Genomic DNA, 21,180 nt, shown 5'->3' on the forward strand with positions numbered 1-21,180 from the left:
GCCTCATGAGCACGCACGATCTGAATCCCCTCTACACGCGGCGCCTGAGCGAACTGCTGTCGGACGAGAACGGCACCCTGGCCCTGGCCCTGCTCCAGAAACTCGGCACACCGGATACGGCCGGGCCGCCCGCGCCCGCCGCCCCGGCCGAGCCGTCCCGCCCCGCCGACTCGTCCGGCCCGTCCGGCCCGGACACGGTCGGCGTGTGGCGCCGCTCGGGGCAGGAGTACGTCCGCGATCCGGCCCTGCGCGACCAGTGGCGGTACTGGGCGGACCTGGACCGGCTGCCGCTGACGCCCGGCCGGGGCCGGACCGTGGTCCTCGGCGAGTCCGCCGCCCGCGGCTACTTCTACGACCCGGCGTTCAGCTTCGCGAGCGTCCTGGGCGAACTGCTCACCCGGGGCACCGGCCCCGCCGACGTGGACGTGCTGGACCTGGCGCGCACCAACGCGAACTTCGGCGACCTGGAGCGGGTCCTCGCGGAAGCCGCCGGGCTGCGGCCCGACGCCCTGGTGGTGTACGCGGGCAACAACTGGAACAACATCGACCTGACCCCGCACCAGGGGCAGCGGCTCGCCGAGGCGCTGCGCGCGGGCGGCTACCCGGCCGCCGGGCGGCTCTTCCAGGAGTTCGTGGTGGAGCGCTCGGGCCGCTTCCTCGACCTGCTCGCGGCCACCGCCGCCGGGTGCGGCGCCGCGGTGACGCTGGTCGTGCCCGAGTTCAACCTCGCCGACTGGGCGGACGAACGCTCCCTGGTGTGTCCCGTCCTGCCCGGCGACGCCGGGCCGCGCTGGCTGCGGCTGCGGGCCCGTACCGCCGACGCGCTGCGGGCCGGGCGCGACCGGGAGGCGCTGGACCTGGCCCGCGAGCTGACCGGACTCGACGGCGGCACCAGCCCGGTGGGCGCCCGGCTGCTGGCCCGCGCCGCCGCCGCGTGCGGTGACCAGGCGCTGCGCGAACAGGCCCTGGTGACGGCGAAGGACGCCGCCGTCGGCCTGTTCACGGTGCACTCGCCGCGGATCCTCGCCGTCGTCCAGGACGAGATGCGCCGCAAGGCCCGGGAGCACGGCTTCCGCCTCGTCGACCTGCCCCGGCTGTTCCGGGACGCGGCCGGCGGCGCCCTGCCCGGCCGCCGCTTCCACCTCGACTACTGCCATCTCTCCTTCGAAGGGCTCGCGCTGGCCGCGGCCGCCGCTGCCGCCGTCACCGCGGCCCCGCCCGGCGGCACGGCGGCCGACCCCGCCGCCCTGGCGGCCACGGCGAGCGGACCCACCCCCGCGCAGGCCGCGGCCGCCCATCTGCTGGCCGCGGTGCACAACGCCCACTACGGCCAGCCCGCCGAGCTGCTGCGCCACCATCTGGAGCGGGCACTGGAGCTCGATCCCGGGGTGGCGGCGCGCATCGAGGACTACCTCGACTACCAGACCCGCACCGCGCCGCACTGGATGTGCGCCAGCTACGAACGCTCCGCCGTGCTCCCGCAGTTCGCCCGCTATCTGGTGGCCGGGGACACCCGGCTGACCGGCAAGCTCGCCGACCACACGCTGCGCGAGACCATGGTGGACGTGCTGGCCGCTGCGGGCTCGGACGTACGGGAGCGCTACGAGAAGCTGCTGATCGCCGAGCAGGCCGACGACACCGTGGACCTGCTGGCCGACCAGGCGCAGGCCGCCACCTTCGGCGAACGCCTGGGCACGGCCGTCGGCAGCGGTGCCGCCTACCTCCTGGCCCGCGATCTGACCAGCGAGTTCCATCTCGTCGTCGACGACCCGGCGGACACCGCGCTCACCGTCACCTGGCGGCTGCCCAGGCCCCGTACCGGCGAGGCCGCCGTCACCCTCACCGTCAACGGCAGGCCCTGCGCCGAGCAGCGGCTCGGCACCGCGTGGACGAAGAGCACGCTCACCGTGCCCGCCGGGCTGCTGCGCCGCGGCCGCAACGTGCTGGGCATCGCCTGGCCGCTGCCGGAACCGGGCGGCGACGAGCAGATCGCCGCCGGGGCCGCGGCCCTGGAGCGCGGGGCGCTGCCGCGGGGACTGCCGTCCTACGGGCACGTCTTCGCGTGCACCGCACACAAGGCCCCCGCACGGGCCTGACGACCTGGCCGCGGGCCGGCCGTCGCCGGGCCCGGGAACTGGAGTGACCATGCGTTTCGGCATCATGTTCTTCGCCTCCGCCACGGGCGACGCCCACGAGACCTACCGCACGATGCTGGACGCCGCCCGGCTCGCCGACGACGGCGGGCTCGCCGCCGTGTGGACCCCGGAACGGCACTTCGACACGTTCGGCGGGGTGTTCCCCAACCCGGCGCTCACCAGCGCCGCGCTGGCCACGGTGACCAGCCGGATGCAGCTGCGGGCGGGCAGTCTCATCTCTCCGCTGCACCACACCGTGCGGATCGCCGAGGACTGGTCCGTGGTCGACAACCTGTCCGGCGGGCGGGCCGCCGTCTCCTTCGGCGCGGGCTGGAACACCAACGACTTCGTCCTCGGCCCGGACTCCTACGCCGACCGGCGCGCCGTCATGCTCGAACAGCTCGACACCGTACGGTCGTTGTGGCGCGGGGCCGCCGTCGAGCTGCCCAACGGCGCGGGGCGGCCCACCGCGGTCCGGCTGCACCCGCGGCCCGTGCAGCCGGAACTGCCGGTGTGGCTGACCTCGTCGGGCAGCGTACGGACCTTCGCCGACGCTGGCGCCCTCGGCGTCAACGTGCTCACCCACCTCATCGGGCAGGACCTGGACCAGCTCGCCGAGAAGATCGACGTCTACCGCAAGGCCCGCGCCGAGCACGGCCACCGGGCCGAGGACGGCATCGTCTCGCTGATGCTCCACACCCATCTGGACGAGGACGCGGACACGGCGGTCGCCCGCTCCCGCACCCCCTTCCGCGAGTACCTGCGCTCCGCCGTCGGCCTGGAACGGCAGGCGGCGGGCGGCGGCGGCACCATCAGCGGCGGTCTGTCGCTGCCCGACGAGGACATCCCCGCCGACCTGATCGAGGAACTCCTCGACGTCACCTACGAGCGCTATCTGCACCAGGGCTCCCTGATCGGCTCCCCCGACAGCTGCGCCGCCATGGTCGAACGGCTCACCGCCACCGGCGTCGACGAGGTGGCCTGCCTGATCGACTTCGGCCTGCCGGCCGACGGCATCCTCGCCGGGATCGCCCCGCTGTGCGCCCTCGCCGCCCGGCACGGCTGACCCGCCCGATCCCCACCGCCAAGGAGAGCCCACCGTGCCGAACCGACCGCCCCCCACGCGCGTGGCCGCGCGGCTGCGCGCCCTGGCGGACACCCTGATGCTGGGCCGGCGCGAGACCCGGCTGCTGCTGCTGACCGCCGGGGTCGACTCCTTCGGGACGGGTCTGTACAGCGCCACGTCCATCCTGTTCTTCACCCTGGTGCGGCACTTCTCGGTCACCTCGGTGGGCCTCGGCATCTCGGCGGGCAGCGTCTGCGCGCTGCTCATCAGTCCGCAGATCGGGCGGCTCGCCGACCGGCTGGGCGCCCACCGGGCGCTGATGCTGCTCTTCCTGGTGCGGGCCGCCGGTTACAGCATGTATCTGCTGGCCAAGCCGTACTGGGCGTTCGTGCTGCTCACCTGTCTGGTCTCCACGGCCGACCGGGCGAGCCCGGCCATCAACCAGAGCCTGATGGCGGCCCTGTTCGGCGAGAAGGACCGGGCGACCATCCTCGGCACGGTGTTCTCCCTGCGCAACGCGGCGATCGTGCTGGGCTCGATGGCCGCGACGGTGCCGGTCATGCTGGACTCGCCGTCGCTGTACCAGGCGTGCGTCCTGGCCAACGCGGGCTCCTTCGTCGCCGCCGCGGCCCTGCTCGTACGGATGCGGGCGAGCGCCGACGCGGCCACCGGCACCGGGCGCGGCGCCCCCCGGCGGCCTCCCGCGAGCGGGGTGCGCTCGCCGCTGCGCAGCCCCGCCTATCTGCTGATCACGGCCGTCAACGCGGCGCTCCTGACCCACAACACGGTGCTGACACTGGTGCTCCCGCTGTGGATCACCACCCGTACCGACGCGCCCCGCTGGGCGCTGACCGCCCTGCTCGCCGTCAACGGGGTGCTGGCCATGCTGGCGCAGATCCCGGTCAACCGCCGCTTCTCCAGCTACCACGCCGCCGCCGGGGCGTCCGCGCTCAGCGGTGCCGCGATCGGTGTGGCCTGTCTGGTGTACGCGGCCTCCGGGGCGGTCGCCGGCGCGGCGGCGGCCACCGCGCTGCTGCTCCTGGCGATCGTGGCCCACTCGGCGGGCGAGTGCCTGCACATCGCCAGCACCCCGCTGTCCTTCTCCCTCTCCCCGCCGCAGGCACGCGGCCGTTACCTCACCTTCTACAACCTCGGGCGGGTGGGCCAGGACCTGATCGGGCCCGTCCTGCTCGGCACCGCCCTGCTGCACCACGTCTGGGCCTGGTGGGCGGTGGCCGCCGTGGTCGCCGTCGCCGGTGCCCTGCCCCGGCTGCTGCTGCGCGGACCCGAACCGGTCTGGGAGACCCCCGTCCGCGCCGCCGCCGCGGACCGCGCCTCGCCCGGCCGCCTGACTCCCCAGGGACACGACCATGCAGATCAATGAGGTGTACCGGGCCGCGGAACGGATCCGCGGCCGTGTGGTGCGCACCCCGGTGCTCACGCTGCCCGAGTTCGACACGGAACTCGGCGCCCAGCTCTTCCTGAAGGCCGAACTCCACCAGATCACCGGCGCGTTCAAGATCCGCGGAGCGCTGAACAAGCTGCTGTCGCTGCCGCCCGGCGCGCTGCGCCGGGGCGTCGTCGCGGCGTCCTCCGGCAACCACGGCCGGGCCGTGGCGACCCTCGCCCGCGGCCTGGCCGTACCCGCCGTCCTGGTGCTGCCCGCCGACGCCCCGGCGGCGAAGCTCGACGCGGTGCGCCGCGAGGGCGCCCGCGTCGTGCTGTACGACCCGGTGCACGACGACCGCGACGCGCTGACCGCGGGCATCGCCGCCGAGGAGGGGATGAGCGTCCTGCCGTCCTCCGACGACCCGGTGGTGGCCGCGGGGCACGGCACGCTCGCCCTGGAGCTGTTCGCCACGACCGGCCCGCTGGACCGGCTCGTGCTGCCGGTGGGCGGCGGCGGACTGGCGGCGGGCTGCGCCACCGTGGCCAAGGCGCTCTACCCGGGCATCGAGGTCATCGGCGTCGAGCCGCGCGGCGGCGACGACACCGCGCGGTCGCTGCGCGCCGGGCACCGGGTGTCCGTACGCACCCCGGACACCCTGGCCGACGGACTGCGCCACCGGACACCCGGCCGGTTCACCTTCGAGGTCAACCGGCGGCTGCTGGACTCGGTCGTCACCGTCGACGACAGCGAGATCGCCGCCGCCATGGGCGAGTTGTGGCGGCACGGCCGGCTGGTCGTGGAACCGAGCGGTGCCTGCGCGCTGGCCGCGGTCCGCGCCCGGCGCCCGGACCCGGCCGGCCTGCGCGTCGGCGTCGTGCTGTCGGGAGGCAACGTGGACGAGGAACGCTTCCACCGGATCATCGCCCCCCACGTGGACCACTCCTATGCCCCGGCGCGCTGACCCCAGGTCCGTCCTCGTCCTCGCGGGCGGCGGGGCGGACCTCGCGGCCGACGCGGTACGGGCCTGCCGGAACCTGACCCGGCTCGGGCTGCGCACCGTTCTGCTGGGCTCCCACCCGGCGGTGCTCACCGGCGCCGACGCCGCCGACGCCGTCTACGCCGAACCGCTCACCCCGCACGTCGTGGAGCGGGTCGTCGCCCGCGAACGGCCGGACGCGGTCCTCGCCGAGCTGGGCGGCCCCGCCGCGCACACCGTGCTGGCAACCCTGCGTTCGGCGGGGGTGCCCGAGATGTACGACGTCGAGTTCATCGGCGCGGACCCGGACCGGACCGCCCGGGGCCGCGCCCGGCGCCCGCGCGAACTGCCCGCACCGGGCGGCGCCTTCGGACCGGCGGCGCCCGGCGCGGGCCCCGGCCGCGGCACCGTGCTGGTGCTGGGCCCGGCCGTGCGGACCGGCGCGGACGCCGACCACTCCTGCCGGGAGGCCGCCCTCGCGCTGCGCGCGGCCGGGTGGACCCCGGTGCTCCTCGCCGCCGACCCGCGCACGGCGGCGGCCGCCTCCGACGCCTTCGCCCGCTGCCGCCCGGCGCCGCTGACCGTGCGGACGGTGCTGGAGGCCGTGGCCGAGGAGCGCCGCTCGGGCACCGTCGCCGCGGTCCTCGGCCAGTTCGGCGGACCCGCCACGGCCGCCCTGGCGCCCGGACTCGCGGACGCCGGAGCCCCGTTGAGCGATCTCCCGGCCGGTACGGTCCGCACCGCCGCCGACCCGGACGCGCTCGGCCGGGCCCTGGCCGGTGCCGGGCTGCGCACCGCGCCCCGGCGGGCCGCCGCGTCCCTGCCCGAGGCCCTGGCCGCCGCCGACGCCACCGGCTACCCCGTCGCCGTGACCCGCCCGCACGGCCCCGGCGGCACCGCGCACACCGTCACCGGCCCGGCCGCCCTCACCGAGCTGTGGCACCGGCGCGCCGACGACGGTCCGGTCCTCGTCGCCCCTGCCCTGCGGGCCTGCGTCGAGCTGCGTGTGGACGCCCTGTACGACGGCCGGGAGCTGGCCGTGGCGGGCGTACTGGAGTACCTGGACGACGACCACGGCGGCACCCCCGTGTGCGCCCTGCCGCCGGTCTCCCTCGGGGCGAGCGGTACCGCCCGGCTGGCCGAGGCGACCGCGCGGGCCGCCCGGACGCTGGCGGTGCGCGGCGCGCTGAGCGTCCGCTTCGCGGCGGCGGGCGACGCGCTGTACGTCAGGGAGGCCGTCCCCGGCACCGCGCACACCGCGCCGTTCACCGCCGCCGCCGCGCGCGTGCCGCTGGCGCGGGCGGCGGCCCGGATCGCTCTGGGAGCCACCCTGGCGGAGCTGCGCGCCGAGGGGCTGCTGCCCGCGGAGGGCTCCCGGACCCGGCCGGACACCGCCACGCGGGTGTTCCTGCGCGCGGGCGGCGACGGCGGCCCGCCCGACGGCACACCCGGCGGCGCGACGGCGGCGGCCGGGCCGGACTTCGGCGCCGCGTACGCCAAGTACCTCATCGGCCGCCACGGTTCGCTGCCCACCAAGGGCCGGGCCTGTCTGTCCGGCGCCGGACAGGACCTGCGCCCCCTGATCCTGCCCGCCCGCAGACTCGCCTCCTACGGCTTCGAACTCCTCGCCGACGGCGACACGTTCGGCGCGCTGCGCCGCGCGGGGGTGCCCGTCACGCCCCTGCCCGAGGCACTGCCCGCGGCCCGGTCCGAGACCGCCGCCGCGCCCGGGGACTTCCCCGCCGTACGGCTGCTGCGCGCGGGCCGGCTCGACCTGGTGCTCAGTGTCCCCGGCCCGGCGGACGACCCGGCGGAGGCCGCCGCGGTGCGGGCCGCCGCCGCCCGTCGGGGCGTGCCCTGCTTCACCGGCGTCCGCGCGCTGAGCGCGGGCGTCCAGGCCATCGGCGCCGTCCTGGACGACCGGGTCCGGGTGGCTCCGCTGCCCTCGGAACGGACCGGCCACGACCACGAGGAGAAGCGATGACGTTCCCGCAGCACCGGCCGAGGATCGTCGGCCTCGGCGGCTCGCCCCGGCCCGGTTCCTCCGCCGAACAGGCCCTGCGCTGTGTGCTGGAGGAGGCACGGCGGCTGGGGGCCGACACCCGGCTGATCGCCGGCGCGGACCTGGCCGTGCCGCTGTTCGACCCGACCGCGCGCATCCGCCCGCCCGGCGTCTTCCGGCTGCTGTCCGAGGTCGCGGAGGCCGACGGGGTCGTGCTCGCCAGCCCGGCCTACCACGGCTCGCTCTCCGGACTGGTGAAGAACGCCCTGGACTACCTGGAGGAGCTGCGCGACGAGCCGCGGCCGTATCTGTCCGGGCGGGCGGTCGGCTGCGTCGCGGTCGGGCAGGGCTGGCAGGGCGCCATGACGACCCTGGGCGCCCTGCGGGACGTCGTCCACGCGCTGCGCGGCTGGCCCACTCCGCTCGGGGTCGCGGTGAACACGGCCGAGGGCGCGTTCGACGCGGACGGCGCGCTCGTGGATCCCGGACTGCGGGACCGGCTGCACCTGATGGCGGCCGAGGTCGTCGGCTTCGCCCGCCGGGCGCGGGCGCCGCGCGGCCCGGCCGGGGAACCGGTGGGCGCCGGAACGTGGGCGGGGGCCTCCCATGACGTCTGACCTGGGCCCGTCCGGGAACCGGACGTCCGACCCGGGCCCGTACCCGATCCGGGCGTCCGCCCCGGGTCCGTACGACGTCCGGCCGGTGCCGCCGCACGGCGGGACGCTCCGCGGCGGGCCTCTGCCCGAGGCGTCCGCCGCGGCGCTGGACTGCCTCCAGACCGGGCTCGCCCTGCTCGCCGACCACCACCACGGCCGGGGCACCCATCTGCGGCTCGGCGTCCGGCCCGCGCTCCGGCCCCGGCCCGCGGCGCCGCTGCCCACCGTCGAGGCGAGCGCGGCGGACCGGCTCGCCGAGGCCCGCCGCCTGCTCGGCCTGCGGGTGAGCCGCCTCCACCGGGTGCGCCCCGGCAGCGGGCTGCCGCCCGGCCCCGGCCCCTACTACGCCGTCGCGGACGCCTACCACCTGCCCTGGGTGCCGTACCACGGGCAGCGGCACATGGAGCACTCGTTCGTGGTGGAGTACGGCGCCGGGCGGGCCACCGTGCACGACGCCTACCACAACGACACCCCGTGGGGCGGCGCGCGCCCCGGTGTCTGGACGCTTCCGCTGCCACGGCTGGCCGCCCTGCTCGCCGAGGCGGGCGCCGCCCTGTACGCCCTGGAGCCGGTCTTGCCTGACACCGGGAGCACCGGGCCCACCGGCACCGCCGAGGAGCCCACCGGCCCGGCGGCCGTGCTCCGTTACGTCGGCGCCTACCGCGACCACCCCGACCGCGCTGACGCCCACGACCGGCTCAACCTGGAGGTGTGGCTGGGCGTGCGGGCCTGGCGGCTGTACGCCCTGCGCACCGGGAGCGCGGAGGCCGCCGGACTCGCCGAGCGGTGGCGGCGGTTGTCCGAACGCGTCTATCTCGCCGCCCGCCGCACGGCCCGCGGCAAGGACGAACCCCCGGGCCTGTTCGAGGAGTTCACGGCGCTGCTGCTGGCGGACCCGGCCGCCGGCGCCGCACCCGCGCGCCCCGCGCAGGACGGGCCCGGCACACGGGAGGGGCGGCCGCCCGCCGGACAGGGGGCCGACGGGCCCGCCGCGCGCGCCGAGCGGGCCGTACGGGAGGCCCTGGCCGCCGTGCTGCGGCTGCCGCCCGGCGAACCGGCCGACGGGCGGCCGTTCAGCTCCGTCCCCGGGTTCAACTCCTTCCGGATGGTGGACATCCTGGAGCACGTCGAGAGCGCCCTCGGCATCGAGGTGCCCGCCGGTGACCTCACCGCCGCCACCCTCCGCGACGCGGGCACCCTGCGCGACCTCGCGCTGCGCCACCTCACCGCACCGGCGGGGGCGGCGGGAGGCGGACGGTGAAGGGCTTCCCGCACCACGGCGTCGCCCCGGGCGTGCACTACGCGGCGGCTCCCTGCGCACGGATCCTGCGCACTCTGCCCGCCCACCCCGCCGACCGGGCCGCCGCCCGTGCGCTGGAGCCCGGCCGGGCCGTCGAGTTCGTCGCGGCGCGCAGTCTGCTGCGGGCCCTGCTCGCCGCACTGGCCCCCGGGCTGTCCGGCGCGGTGATCGCGGCCCGCGACAGCGGCCGGCCGCATCTGCCGGAGCATTCCGGCACCGGCGTCAGCCTGTCCCACTCGGGCGGCTGGGCCGCCGCCGCCGTCGGCCTCGGCCGGGAGGTGGGCGTCGACATCGAGGTGCCGGGCCCGCTGTCGCCGCGGCTGGTGCGCCGCTGCTGCGGCGACGAGGACGCCGCCCGGCTGTCCGCGCTGCCCCGCCGGGAGCAGGAGACGGCGTTCGCCTGGCTGTGGACCGCGCAGGAGGCCTGCGTCAAGGCCCTCGGCACCGGTCTGGCCGGGGCGCCCTGGACCGTCCCGGTGGCGGTCGGCCAGCGCTCCGGCACCTGGCGGGGAGTGCGCTGGCACGCCCCGTACGACACCTCCCGGATCCCCCTGACCTGCGCCTACACGGCACCGTACGGCCCGAGGAAGAACCCATGACAGCTGCCCCGGACGAGCCCCTGACGCCTCTGACACCCCCGGCACCTCCGCCGCACCTGCCGCCGCCCGCGACGCTCTACGCCTGGTTCGACGCGAGCAGCCGCCGCCACGGCGCCCTGACCGCCGTCGACCTGGGCGAGCGCGGTGTCCGCTACGACGAACTGCGGCTCCTCGCCGAGGAGTTCGCGCGGCGCCTGCTGCGTGTGACCGGAGCGCCGCCCGCCACCGTCGCCCTGCACGCCGCGTCCGGCCTCGACGCCTTCGCCGCCTATCTGGGGGCCCTGCGGCTGGGCGCCCGGGTCGTCCCGCTCCACCCCGGCCACCCGGCCCGCCGCACCGCCCGCATCCTCGCCGCCGCGGCCCCGGACCTGGTCGTCACCGACACACACGGGCCCGTCCCCGGACCCGGTGTGCCGGTCCTGCGGCTGACCGCCGCACCGCAGGGACCGCCCGCCCCGCCGCCCGTCGCGGACGGCACCGGGCAGGCCCCGGATCTGCCGCCGCTGCCGGACGACGCCGACGCGGTCGCCTATCTGCTGTTCACCTCGGGCTCCACCGGGGAACCCAAGGGTGTCCCCATCCGCAACGCCCAGGCCGTCGCGTACCTCGCGCACACCCTGCGCACCCGGGACCTGGGTCCGGGGGCGCGGGTCTCGCACACCTTCGACCTGACCTTCGACCTCTCGGTGGACGACCTCTTCGCCACCTGGGCCGCCGGGGCGACGCTCGTCCTGCCCCCGCCGGACGCCTTCGCGCTGAACCCGGTGCGCTATGTCGAGGAGAGCCGCCTGACGCACTGGTTCTCCGTGCCCTCGCTGATCACCCTGGCCCGGCGCACCCGCGCCCTGCGCCCCGGCTGCATGCCGACCCTGCGGCACAGCTTCTTCGCGGGCGAGCAGCTCACCCTCGCGCAGGCCGAGTGCTGGGCGCGGGCCGCCCCGCACAGCACCCTCAGCAACCTGTACGGCCCCACGGAGGTGACCGTCGCCTGCGCCGGGTACCGGCTGCCCGCCGACCCGGCGCACTGGCCGCACACCCGCAACGGCACCGTGCCCGTCGGGACGGTCCACCCGGGCCTCGACCATCTGGTCGTCGACGGCGACGGCTCCCCCTGCGACGAGGGGGAGCTGCTGCTGCGCGGCCCGCAGCGCTTCGGCGGCTATCTCGACCCGGCCGACGACCGCGGCCGGTTCGCCCGCGTACCCGGCCCGCCGCGCGGGGACACCGCGCTCCCGGCCGGACCGCCGGGCCCGGACCTGTGGTACCGCACCGGGGACCGGGTCCGCCGCGAGGGCGGCGTCCTGGTGCACCTCGGGCGGCTCGACCACCAGGTCAAGGTGCGCGGCTTCCGTGTCGAACTCGGTGAGGTCGAGGCGGTGCTGCGCACCTGCCCGGGGGTCACGGAGGCCGTGGTGGTGCTCGCCCCGGAGGGCGGCGGCACCCTGCTCGCCGCGTACACCGGCGACCCCGGGCTCGGCCCCGCGCTGAGCGAGCTGGCCGCCGGGGCGCTGCCGTCCTACATGTGCCCCGGGTCCGTCACGGAACTCGAACGGATGCCGCTGAACGCCAACGGCAAGACCGACCGCCGCCTGCTGCTCGACCTGCTCACCGCCCCGGACGGGCGGACCGCGGCACCGGTGCCCGTCGCCGCCCGCTGAGCCCCGCCGACACCTGCCGAGTCCCGCTGAGTCCCGCTGTGCGCGCGCCGCGCCGCGCCCCGCAGAAAGGAACGACACCGATGGCCCCCGCCCCGCCCGTCCGCGTCCTCGACGACCTCCTCGCACAGCAGTTGGGCCGCCCGCTCGGCACCACCGACGACGACCGCACCCTGGTCGACCTCGGCATCGAGTCCCGCCAGGTGGTCCGTATCGTCGCCGCGCTGCCCCTCGGCCCCGAGGTGGAGATCGACTTCGCCCGGATCAGCCGCGGCAGCACCCTGCGGGACCTGCGGCGATGGCTCGCCGACCTGCTGGACACCGGGTCCGTGCCCGTCCCGGGCGGCGCGGCATGAGCATCTGGTCCGAGGACGCGTGGGCGGAGCCCTGGGCGGAACCGGCCGTCCCCGCGCTGCCGTTGACCGCCTCCCAGAAGGGGCTGTGGGTCACCCACCGGCTCGGTCCCCGGCAGCTCCACAACATCGTCGTCACCGTCGGTCTCGACCCCGCGATCGGCACGCCCCGTATCGCCGAGGCCCTGGCCGCCGTGCTCGCCGTGCAGCCCGCGCTGCGGATGCGCGTCGGGGATCCGCTCACCGGCACAGCTCTGATCGAGGAGCCGCTCGCCGCCGCTGACCTGCCCTTCGAGGACATCGGTCGCTGCGGCGCCGCCGAGGTCAGCGCGGCCGTCGCCCGGCTCGGCGCGCACCCCTTCGATCTGGCGCGCGGCCCGCTGCTGCGCTTCGCCCACGCCCGCCCGGACGGCCGGTCGGTGCTGGTCATGGCGGTCCACCACCTGGTGTTCGACGGATTCTCGCTCCAGCCGTTCGCCGACGACCTCGCCGGATTCCTCACCGCCCCCGGGCCCGCCGCGCCCGGCGACGGGCTGCGCGCCGCGCGCGAGGCCCGTCTCCTCGGCGAGCACGCCGCCCAGGCCGCCGCCGAGGGTTCGGCGGCGACGGGCCGCCGGGCCGCGGAGCTGGCCGGGTCCGTGGCCGGTACGGCGCCCGCCTCCCTCGGCGGCGCGACGGCACCGGCGGCGGACGGCGGCGACCGCGCGGCCCGGCGCCTTCGCTGGGAGCCGGACCCGGCGGCCCGCGCCGCGATCCGCTCGGCCCACCGCGCGCTCGGGCTGACCGGCTACGAGTTCTTCACCGCCGTGTACGCCACCGCGCTGCACGCGCACACCGGCGACCCGGCCGTGGTGCTGGGCAGCCCGTTCCTGGCCCGGCACACCTTCGGGGCGCTCGGGCTGTGCGGCTTCTTCGTCAACACGCTGCCGCTGGCCCTGCGTCCGGGCGCGGCGCCGTCCTTCGCCCGGTTCGCGACCGAGCAGGTGGCGCCCGCCGTGACCTTCGTCCGCGACCGGGCCAAGGTGCCGCTGCCGCACCTCCTGTCCCTGCTGCGGCCCGAGCGCGCGGCCCACCGCACCCCGCTGTTCAACTGCGTCCTGGCCGTGCAGGACACGCCGGTGTGTGCCCCGCCGGTGCGCTCCGTGCGCGTCCACGGCAGCGGCACCGCCGAGTACGACCTGTGGCTCGGCGTCACCGACACCCCCGGCGGCGGCCTCGCCCTGGAGCTGGAGCACGCCACGGCGGCCGTCCCGGTCCCCGAGGCCGACGCCCTGTGGGCGGCCTTCCGCTCGGTGCTGCGCACGGCGCTGGACCGCCCGGCCGCCGCCCGCACACCCGCGCCCGGCTGACCTGCGGGTGTCCGCGGCGGTTGCGGACCGCGGCCGGGGCGCCAACGATGGACCGGGGGACTTTCGCCGGAGCCTCCCGCCGGGAGGCGACCGCCACCCGCAGCGGCCGGTGCCGCCGCACGGCAGGGCACACGTGTGCTCGCGACCTGGAGCGAAGATGACCGAGCTTCCGCCGCCGACCACCCCGTATCTCGAACCCGCCGCGAAGGAGCTGGCCGAGGCGACCGCCCCGCACCCCCGGATCTACGAGGTGCCGCCCGAGCAGGGCCGGGACATCCTGCTCGGCCTCCAGAGCGACCCGGACGTGCCCCGCCCCGACGTCGACGAGGAGTGGGTCGACGTGGACGCCGGTCAGTGGGGCACGGTCCGCACCCGGATCGTCCGGCCCAGGGGTGCACGCGGCCCGCTGCCGGTGGTGTTCTACATCCACGGCGCCGGGTGGGTGTTCGGCGACGACCGGACACACGACCGCCTCTTCCGCGAGCTGGCCGTCGGCGCGGACGCGGCGGGTGTCTTCCCCGTCTACGACCGGGCACCGGAGGCGCGGTACCCGACCCAGGTGGAGCAGAACTACGCGGTGGGCCTCTGGGTCCGCGACCACGGCGCGGAACACGGCCTGGACGCCTCGCGCGTGGCGGTCACCGGCGAGTCGGTCGGCGGCTGCATGTCGACGGTGTTCGCGCTGATGAACAAGGAACGCGGCGGCCTCCGTCTCCAGGCGCAGGTCCTGCTGTACCCGGTGGCGGACGCCTCCTTCGACACCCCGTCCTATGTGCAGTTCGCCGAGGGCTACTACCTGACGCGGGACGCCATGAAGTGGTTCTGGGACGCGTACACCACCGATCCCGCGCAGCGCGCCGAGGCGTACGCCTCCCCGCTGCGGGCCTCGCTCGACCAGTTGCGCGGGCTGCCCACCACGCTGGTCGTCACCGACGAGGCGGACGTGCTGCGCGACGAGGGCGAGCGGTACGCCGACCGGCTGCGCGAGGCGGGCGTGGACGTCACCTCGGTCCGGGTGGCGGGCATGGTCCACGACTTCCTCCTGCTGGACAGCCTGCGCGACACCCGCGCCGCGAACGTGGCCCGCAAGCTCGCCGTGGACGCGCTCAGGACGGCCCTGCACGACGGCTGAACCCGGCGGCCCGACGTACGGGACCGGCCCGCCCACCCAATGTCCGCGCATGTCGCTGCGCGTCCCCGCACGTCCCCGCATGTCCGCGCGCGGGGTCAGCGCGCGGGGTCAGCACGCGGCGGGCCGCGCCGTGGCGCGCCCGGTGGCGAGCCAGGTGCGGTAGCGGCGCAGGGCCCGCCGCCTGCGCAGCTGCTCGCAGACGAGGGCGCGGGCCGGGTGGGTGCCGGGGCGCGGTCCGGCACCGCGGGCGATGCGGCGCATCTGGTGGCGGACCTGGGCCATCCCGGCCGCCGAGGCGAGGGCCTTGTCGGACCAGGTCACCGGCCGCAGGTGCCGGTCCGCCTCGCGGCCGGTCCGCCAGCGGGCGGGGAGGTCGGGGGTGACGGCGAGGGCGGTGCCCATCCCGACGAGGGCCACGCCCCCGGCGAGGACGCGCTCGGCGGTCCGGCGGCGGGTGATGCCGCCGGTCAGCATCAGCGGCAGCGGACTGGTCGTGACCAGGTCCTTCGCCAGGTCGAGGAAGTACGCCTCGCGGGCCTGGGTGCGCGCGTCGGCGGGGCGTCCGGACATGGCCGGGCTCTCGTAGCTGCCGCCGGACAGTTCGACCAGGTCGACGCCGAGCGGCGCGAGCATCGCGATCACCTGGCGGGCGTCGTCCGCGTCGAAGCCGCCGCGCTGGAAGTCGGCGGAGTTGAGCTTCACCGCGACGGCGAAGGACGGCGAGACGGCGGCCCGTACGGCGCGGACGACGTCCAGCAGCATCCGGGCCCGGTTCTCCAGGGAGCCGCCCCACCGGTCGGTGCGCCGGTTGACCAGCGGGGAGAGGAACTGGGAGAGCAGATAGCCGTGCGCGGCGTGCACCTCGACGCCGTCGAAGCCCGCCTGCTCGGCGCGGCGGGCGGTGACCGCGTACCGGCGCACGGTCGCCTCGATCTGCTCGGCGGTCATGGCGGACGGACGGCCGAAGCGGCCGCTGTGCCGGCCCAGGTCGACGCCGACCGCGGAGGGACCCCACACCACGCCGGGCATGTCGGCCTCGGTCTGGCGGCCGGGGTGGTTGATCTGCATCCAGACCGCGCCGCCGCCGGACCTGCCCGCCTGCGCCCACTCGGCGAACGGCTCCAGCGGGGCCGCCTCGTCGAGCACGACACCGGCCGGGCCGGTCAGGGCCTCGGCGTGCACCATGACGTTGCCCGTGATCAGCAGCCCGGCGCCACCGGCGGCCCAGCGCCGGTACAGTCCGAACAGCTCCTGGCCGGGCAGTTGGCCGACTCCGGCCATGTTCTCCTCCATGGCCGCCTTGGCGACGCGGTTGCCCAGCACCTGCCCGGAGCGCAGGGGCAACGGCGAGAACAGCTCGCTGGTCATCCGGGTTCCTCGCTTTCCCTCACGATCGACTACGATGTATGCACCGCTCACATTAGGGCAGCGATGTGAGCACTGCAAACATGAGGGAGTGTGACCTGTGTCCCAAGCGAGCGGCACGTACCACCACGGCGATCTGCGCGCCGCCTGTCTGCGGGCCGCGCGGGAGCTGCTGGAGGAGGACGGCAGCTCCGGCCTGTCGCTGCGGGCGGTCGCGCGGCGGGCCGGGGTGTCGGCGACGGCGCCCTACCGCCACTACGCGGACCGGGACGCGCTCGTCTCCGCCGTCGCCGCCGAGGGTTACCGCGAACTCGCCGGACACCTGGCGGCGGCGCACCCCTCGCCCACCACCCCCGACGAACTGGCCGCGGTCGCCGACGCCTACGTCCGGTTCGCGCTCGGCCACCCGGCGCTGTTCCGGGTGATGTTCGCCGAGCCCTGCGATCCCACCAGCGAGGAACGGGTCCGCGCGACGGCCGCCATCTCGGAGTACGTCAGGGACATCGTCCGCAACGCCTTCCCCGGCACCGATCCGGACGCCCTGTCGACCACGGTGTGGGCCCTCGTCCACGGCCTGGCGTTCCTGCACCTGGACGGCAAGCTCGACACCTCCTCGCCCGAGGTGGTCACCGCCCAGGTGCGCGCCGCCGTCCACGCCCTGTTCACCGCCGCCGCGGCGGCGCCGCGACCGGCCGGGTAGGGCGCGGAGCGGCGGGGAAAAACAGGGAGCGGCCGGGAAGGTCCCGGCCGCTCCTGGTGTGCTCTCCGCGCTGCGCCGCTCCCCCGCCCGGGAGAACGGCGGGGCGATCAGCGCGCCCGGATCAACGCACCCGCACGGTCACCACGTCCGACGTGCGCCACCGGACGGGGTGCTTGTCGTGCGCGCTGGTCAGCCCGTACATCACCGCGCGGAACTGGAGTCCGCCGCGGTGCGCGGCCTTCACGCGGGCGCTGGCGCGGGCGTCGCCGCCCGCGTCACGGGAGACCGTGGCGCCGCAGGCCACCTGGTGCCAGGCCGCCTTGCCCATGCGGTCCTCCAGGCATATCCGCTGATAGACGGCCGCGTCGTCGCTGCCGCTCGCGCTGACCGTGATGGTCTTGCCGACCGCGGCGGTGCGCGGCGCCGTGAGGTCCACGTCGCCCTTGGCGTGCGCGGGCACGGCGGCCAGCGCGATCGAGGCGAGCCCCAGCGCGCCGGTCACGGCCACGCGCCGTCGGCTCAGCGTCCCCGCGGTCCCTGTGCTTCCCGTGGTTCCCGTACCGCTCTTCATCGTCCTGGTCATGGACTTTCCCTCCCGTGGATCTCCCCCATGCGGCAATCCACAGACTGTGTCGTCGGTCTCCGGTGGCGTGACGGTCGGTCAGAAGATGCCCCGTGAAGGGGCTCTCGCGTCCTGCCACCCCTCCAGAGGGGCCGGGCGCGGCGGGGGTTGCGTCCCGGGGACGCTGTTACCGTTCCCGGACGTTCGGCGCGTCCCGGACACAAGGGGACGCGGGAGGGCGGCTGTTCAGTTCGCGCGCAGCCCCCGGTCGGCGAACGCGATCAGCCACTCGAAGCTCTCGTCGACGTCGGCGCTCCACCGGAAGCCGTCCGCCGACTGGAGCGTGGCGAAGCCGTGGCAGAGGCTGCGGAGCGTGCGCAGGGCGTGGTCCACGTCGGCCGCCGCGATCTCGTAGCCGCGCAGCACCGCCATGAAGGCGCCGAGCAGCCGCTGCCCCTCGGCCGCCAACGGGTCGTCGGGGCCGGTGGGTTCGGCCCCGATCGTCGCGGCGTACCGGCCGGGGTGCGCCAGGACGAAGGCGCGGAAGGCGCGCGCCGCGGCGGCCAGCGCGTCCCGGCCGGCGTAGCCCTGGACCGCGCCGCCGACGGCGTCGGCCGCCTCGCGCAGCGCCAGGACCGCGATCCGCCGGCTGAGATCCTCCTGTCCGCTCACATGCTTGTAGAGGGAGGGGGTGCGCACGCCCAGCCGTTCGGCCAGCAGGCCCATCGTGAGGCGGGAGAGGCCCACTTCGTCGGCGAGCGCGGCACCGGCCGCGACCACGGCCGCCGGGTCGAGTCCGGCCCTAGGCACGGGCGGCCTCCGTCCGGAGGAAGGCCAGCACGAGCGCGGTCACCCGGTCGGGGTACTGGTCGTGCGGGTAGTGCCCGGCGCCCTCGATCATCTCCAGGCGGCCGAGGCCGGAGGGCAGCGCGCCGACGACGGCCGAGCCCTCGGCGTGCGGGTCGGCCCAGTCGGGGTCGAGCGTGCCCATCACGACGAGGACCGGGCAGCGGACGTCGCCGAGCCGGGCACCGGCGTCGGTCGGCGCGCTGCGGCCCATGCGCCGCATGGCCTTCATCCGGCCCGGCTCGCGCAGCAGCGCGTCGATGCGGCCGAGGCGTTCGTCCCAGTCGGCCGGGCGCACTCCCGGGTAGGCGAGGCCGAGGTAGGAGCGCCACAGCCGACGGCTGCCGAACACTCCGGTGCCGAGCAGCCGCAGCATGCCCTGCCGGAAGCGCCGCACACGCAGGTCGCCCGGCCGGATCGTCTGCTTGCGGGTGAACGGCGCCAGTTCGACGACCGCCGTGATCAGCGAGGGCTCCTGTGCCGCCGCGATGGTGGCGGCGCCGCCGGAGACGGAGTGGCCGACGAGCACGGCCGGGCCGCCCAGGTGGCGGATCAGGGCGAGCAGGTCACCGGCGATGGCGGTGCGGCTCCAGTCCGGCCAGTCGGTGCCGGACTCGCCGCAGCCGCGCAGGTCGACGGCGGCGACCCGGTATCCGGCCGCCGCCAGTGGCGGGACCATCGCGCGGTACGCGGCGCGGCTGTCGCCCATGCCGTGCGCGAGCACGATCAGCGGGCCGGACGTCCCGGTCACCTCGTAGGCGATCGTGCCGTCGCCGACGGCGAGGTACTCGGTCATGGCGTCTCCCAGGTCCGGCCGAAGTCCGGCTAATGTCATTAGCCATAAGCTAATCTCATTAGCCAACCATGTCAACGGCCGGGTTCGCCGATCGTCGTCGGAGATGCAGAAACGATGGTCAACAGGGGTCTTCACAGGGGAAGATGGCCGCCATGACGGAAGAGGGCATCTCCATCGACCACACCAGGCCGAGCATCGCGCGCGTCTACGACTACCTGCTCGGCGGCAAGGACAACTACGCCGTGGACCGGGAGATCGGCGACGTCTTCAAACGCGACCTCCCCGGTTCGGTGGCCATCGCCTTCGCCAACCGCTCCGCGCTGACCCGGGCCGTGGCGGAGATCGCCACCACCACCGGCATAAGGCAGTTCATCGACCTGGGCAGCGGTCTCCCCACCGCCGACAACGTCCACCAGGTCGCCCAGCGGCACGCCCCCGAGTCCCGGATCGTCTACGTCGACATAGACCCGCAGGTACTGGTGCACGGCCGGGCGCTGCTGGAGCAGAACCGGCGGACCCGGGTCATCGCGGCCGACGTACGCGACCCCGAGGGCATCCGCACCCACCCGGACACCCGCGAACTGATCGACTTCGAACGCCCCGTGGCCGTGATGTTCAGCGCCATCCTCCACCATGTCAACGACGAGGAGGACCCGGCGGCCATCGTCCGCTACTGGCGCGACCAGGTGCCCTCCGGCAGCTACTTCTTCATGAGCCACTTCCGCTCCGGCCACAACGCCGAGACGGAGGAGGCCGAGCGCGTCCTCCAGCAGACCTTCGGGCGCGGCCGCTGGCGCACCGACGAGGAGATCGCCGGACTCCTGGACGGCCTGGAGATACTCGACCCCGGAATCGTCCCCGCCCCCCTGTGGCACCCCGAACAGATCGCCAGCCCCTGGGGCGACGGCGCCCCCCGCGAACTCACCGTCTGGGAACACCTGATCGCGGCGGGGCTGGCACGCAAGGTCTAGTCCCGTCGTCCCGTCCACCCTGGCGAATGGGATGGCTCCAGGCGTCACTTCCCTTACGCTGCTGAGCAGTTGGCCATCAGAGCCGCGGACGTCCGGCCACAGCCGGAGGCCGCGGGCATGTGAGCTAGGGGAGGAATCCTTATGCGCAGGATGATCCGGACCGCCGCCGCGGTCACGGCCGGCCTGGCAGCCGCGACCGTGCTGAGCACCGGTGCCGCGGAGGCCCGGCCCGCCGATTTCGGATGCCCGAGCGGAGCGGCGTGCATCTACCGCGAGAACGCGGATCCGCTCTCTTCCTCGCCCAGCAACACCTACTGGACCTACGGCGCCCACAACCTCAGCAACCAGTACGGCAGTCACTGGGTGTACAACAACCAGACGGGCGGCGCGACCATCAACCTGTGCACCGGTTACAACGGCACCGGTGACTGTAGCTACAGCGTGCCCGCGGTCGCGTTCCGCTGGGTCGACCTGGGCCCGATCAACTCCATCGTCCTGAAACGGCCGTGACCACCACCGGCACACAGCGGGCCCGGCAGCGCTGAAGGATCTTGTTCTCTCACAGGGGCAGCCACGCAGCGTGCTGCGGCGCACCGCTGCGAGGCTCCGTCCGGGCATGTGGCAGGCGGATGGCAGGAGGGGCCGGGGGCTTTGCGCGAGTAAACCGCTGCGGTAGTCGGCGTACCCCTGGAGGTTGAGCGCTGATTGCAACCGCTGTGGGATTCGCGCCGGACGGCCGCTCTCGTAGCGTCGTTGCCGCAAGCCGGTGCGACGACGGGAGCGGCGCTCAAGCCACCCGGAGGAGCGATGACGGCTGCGTTCCGGATCGGCCGGGGATGCTGCCCGGCCCACGTCCACAACGGGAGGAATCATGGTCGTACCACGCATCGGCACCCGCGCCGCAGTCCTGGTCGCGACGGCAGCCCTGTTCGCCGGGCTGGGCGGTACCGTCGCCGCGACGAGTGCCACCGCCGCCGACACGAGTGCCGCGGGGACGTGCACGTTCGCCGGTCCCAAGACGGTGAAGACGGCGAAGGTCGACTCGATCAACATCGAACTCCGGTACAGCACGTCCACCCGGTGCGCCTGGGGCCGCATCTACAGCGCCGACCCCGGTGACAAGGTCTGGGTGGACCGCTCCTCCGACAAGGGCAAGTCCTGGGACGGCCCGCTGAGCATGACCACGGTGAAGAGCGGCTCGGACACCCACACCGCTTCCCGCTACGACGGCGGCTATGTGATGCGCGCCTGCGCGTGGAACGACTCCACCGGGCACATCAAGTGCACCGGCTGGTACTGAGTTCCTGACCTCCGGTCACCCCGTCGC

The 21,180-nt window shown here is 75.6% G+C and carries 20 protein-coding genes; 16 read left to right on the forward strand and 4 right to left on the reverse strand.

Features of this window, described 5'->3' with window-relative positions; translation table 11 throughout:
- Positions 1-5: 5 nt before the first annotated feature.
- The 12 genes from ACWDYF_RS27740 to ACWDYF_RS27795 all read left to right on the forward strand — a co-directional run bounded on the left by ACWDYF_RS27740 (position 6) and on the right by ACWDYF_RS27795 (position 14,613).
- On the forward strand, positions 6-2,096 hold the full coding sequence (locus tag ACWDYF_RS27740; protein WP_389468245.1) for a hypothetical protein: 2,091 nt from the start codon (positions 6-8) through the stop codon (positions 2,094-2,096).
- Between the two features lie 49 nt (positions 2,097-2,145).
- Positions 2,146-3,201 carry a MupA/Atu3671 family FMN-dependent luciferase-like monooxygenase gene (locus tag ACWDYF_RS27745; RefSeq protein WP_389468248.1) on the forward strand — a complete coding sequence of 352 codons (1,056 nt, stop codon included), beginning with the start codon at positions 2,146-2,148 and terminating at the stop codon, positions 3,199-3,201.
- Between the two features lie 34 nt (positions 3,202-3,235).
- Positions 3,236-4,585 carry an MFS transporter gene (locus ACWDYF_RS27750; RefSeq protein ID WP_381741576.1) on the forward strand — a complete coding sequence of 450 codons (1,350 nt, stop codon included), beginning with the start codon at positions 3,236-3,238 and terminating at the stop codon, positions 4,583-4,585.
- On the forward strand, positions 4,572-5,552 hold the full coding sequence (locus tag ACWDYF_RS27755; protein WP_018567224.1) for a threonine ammonia-lyase: 981 nt from the start codon (positions 4,572-4,574) through the stop codon (positions 5,550-5,552). The genes ACWDYF_RS27750 and ACWDYF_RS27755 overlap by 14 nt, the downstream gene beginning before the upstream one ends.
- On the forward strand, positions 5,536-7,551 hold the full coding sequence (locus ACWDYF_RS27760; protein WP_389468252.1) for a carbamoyl phosphate synthase preATP-grasp domain-containing protein: 2,016 nt from the start codon (positions 5,536-5,538) through the stop codon (positions 7,549-7,551). The genes ACWDYF_RS27755 and ACWDYF_RS27760 overlap by 17 nt, the downstream gene beginning before the upstream one ends.
- Positions 7,548-8,186: an NADPH-dependent FMN reductase gene (locus tag ACWDYF_RS27765; RefSeq protein WP_018567222.1), complete on the forward strand. Its 639-nt coding sequence runs from the start codon at positions 7,548-7,550 to the stop codon at positions 8,184-8,186. Before ACWDYF_RS27760 ends, ACWDYF_RS27765 begins: the two co-directional genes overlap by 4 nt.
- Positions 8,176-9,486, forward strand: coding sequence for an acyl carrier protein (locus tag ACWDYF_RS27770; RefSeq protein WP_389468255.1), 1,311 nt, complete (start codon positions 8,176-8,178; stop codon positions 9,484-9,486). The genes ACWDYF_RS27765 and ACWDYF_RS27770 overlap by 11 nt, the downstream gene beginning before the upstream one ends.
- On the forward strand, positions 9,483-10,124 hold the full coding sequence (locus ACWDYF_RS27775) for a 4'-phosphopantetheinyl transferase family protein (RefSeq protein WP_381741584.1): 642 nt from the start codon (positions 9,483-9,485) through the stop codon (positions 10,122-10,124). The genes ACWDYF_RS27770 and ACWDYF_RS27775 overlap by 4 nt, the downstream gene beginning before the upstream one ends.
- Positions 10,121-11,782 (forward strand): AMP-binding protein, encoded by a 1,662-nt coding sequence (locus ACWDYF_RS27780; RefSeq protein ID WP_389468258.1) that lies wholly within the window; start codon positions 10,121-10,123, stop codon positions 11,780-11,782. Before ACWDYF_RS27775 ends, ACWDYF_RS27780 begins: the two co-directional genes overlap by 4 nt.
- A gap of 80 nt (positions 11,783-11,862) precedes the next feature.
- Complete coding sequence (locus ACWDYF_RS27785) at positions 11,863-12,135, forward strand: acyl carrier protein (protein ID WP_389468260.1); 273 nt, start codon at positions 11,863-11,865, stop codon at positions 12,133-12,135.
- Entirely contained in the window at positions 12,132-13,481 is a 1,350-nt protein-coding gene (locus tag ACWDYF_RS27790) for a condensation domain-containing protein (RefSeq protein WP_389468263.1), read from the forward strand. Before ACWDYF_RS27785 ends, ACWDYF_RS27790 begins: the two co-directional genes overlap by 4 nt.
- 157 nt (positions 13,482-13,638) lie before the next feature.
- Positions 13,639-14,613, forward strand: coding sequence for an alpha/beta hydrolase (locus ACWDYF_RS27795; protein WP_389468265.1), 975 nt, complete (start codon positions 13,639-13,641; stop codon positions 14,611-14,613).
- 108 nt (positions 14,614-14,721) lie between these two features.
- Here the strand turns inward: ACWDYF_RS27795 and ACWDYF_RS27800 are convergent, their stop codons facing one another.
- The gene (locus tag ACWDYF_RS27800) at positions 14,722-15,981 is read right to left on the reverse strand and encodes an NADH:flavin oxidoreductase/NADH oxidase family protein (protein ID WP_389468267.1); all 1,260 of its coding nucleotides are present in this window, start codon (positions 15,979-15,981) and stop codon (positions 14,722-14,724) included.
- 97 nt (positions 15,982-16,078) lie between these two features.
- Here ACWDYF_RS27800 and ACWDYF_RS27805 point away from each other — a divergent pair, with 97 nt between their 5' ends.
- On the forward strand, positions 16,079-16,678 hold the full coding sequence (locus ACWDYF_RS27805) for a TetR/AcrR family transcriptional regulator (protein ID WP_389468270.1): 600 nt from the start codon (positions 16,079-16,081) through the stop codon (positions 16,676-16,678).
- A 121-nt stretch (positions 16,679-16,799) separates the two neighbouring features.
- Here the strand turns inward: ACWDYF_RS27805 and ACWDYF_RS27810 are convergent, their stop codons facing one another.
- The 3 genes from ACWDYF_RS27810 to ACWDYF_RS27820 all read right to left on the reverse strand — a co-directional run bounded on the left by ACWDYF_RS27810 (position 16,800) and on the right by ACWDYF_RS27820 (position 18,882).
- Positions 16,800-17,261: a hypothetical protein gene (locus ACWDYF_RS27810; protein ID WP_389468272.1), complete on the reverse strand. Its 462-nt coding sequence runs from the start codon at positions 17,259-17,261 to the stop codon at positions 16,800-16,802.
- Positions 17,262-17,486: 225 nt separating this feature from the next.
- Entirely contained in the window at positions 17,487-18,020 is a 534-nt protein-coding gene (locus ACWDYF_RS27815) for a TetR/AcrR family transcriptional regulator (protein WP_389468372.1), read from the reverse strand.
- A gap of 22 nt (positions 18,021-18,042) precedes the next feature.
- A complete protein-coding gene (locus ACWDYF_RS27820; protein ID WP_381741599.1) occupies positions 18,043-18,882 on the reverse strand; it encodes an alpha/beta fold hydrolase in 840 nt (279 codons plus the stop codon).
- 143 nt (positions 18,883-19,025) lie between these two features.
- Here ACWDYF_RS27820 and ACWDYF_RS27825 point away from each other — a divergent pair, with 143 nt between their 5' ends.
- The 3 genes from ACWDYF_RS27825 to ACWDYF_RS27835 all read left to right on the forward strand — a co-directional run bounded on the left by ACWDYF_RS27825 (position 19,026) and on the right by ACWDYF_RS27835 (position 21,153).
- Complete coding sequence (locus ACWDYF_RS27825; protein WP_389468275.1) at positions 19,026-19,853, forward strand: SAM-dependent methyltransferase; 828 nt, start codon at positions 19,026-19,028, stop codon at positions 19,851-19,853.
- 141 nt (positions 19,854-19,994) lie between these two features.
- Positions 19,995-20,363 (forward strand): hypothetical protein, encoded by a 369-nt coding sequence (locus tag ACWDYF_RS27830; RefSeq protein ID WP_389468277.1) that lies wholly within the window; start codon positions 19,995-19,997, stop codon positions 20,361-20,363.
- A gap of 361 nt (positions 20,364-20,724) precedes the next feature.
- Entirely contained in the window at positions 20,725-21,153 is a 429-nt protein-coding gene (locus tag ACWDYF_RS27835) for a DUF2690 domain-containing protein (RefSeq protein ID WP_389468279.1), read from the forward strand.
- Positions 21,154-21,180: the final 27 nt, after the last annotated feature.

The organism is Streptomyces sp. NPDC003284 (genome assembly GCF_053589675.1).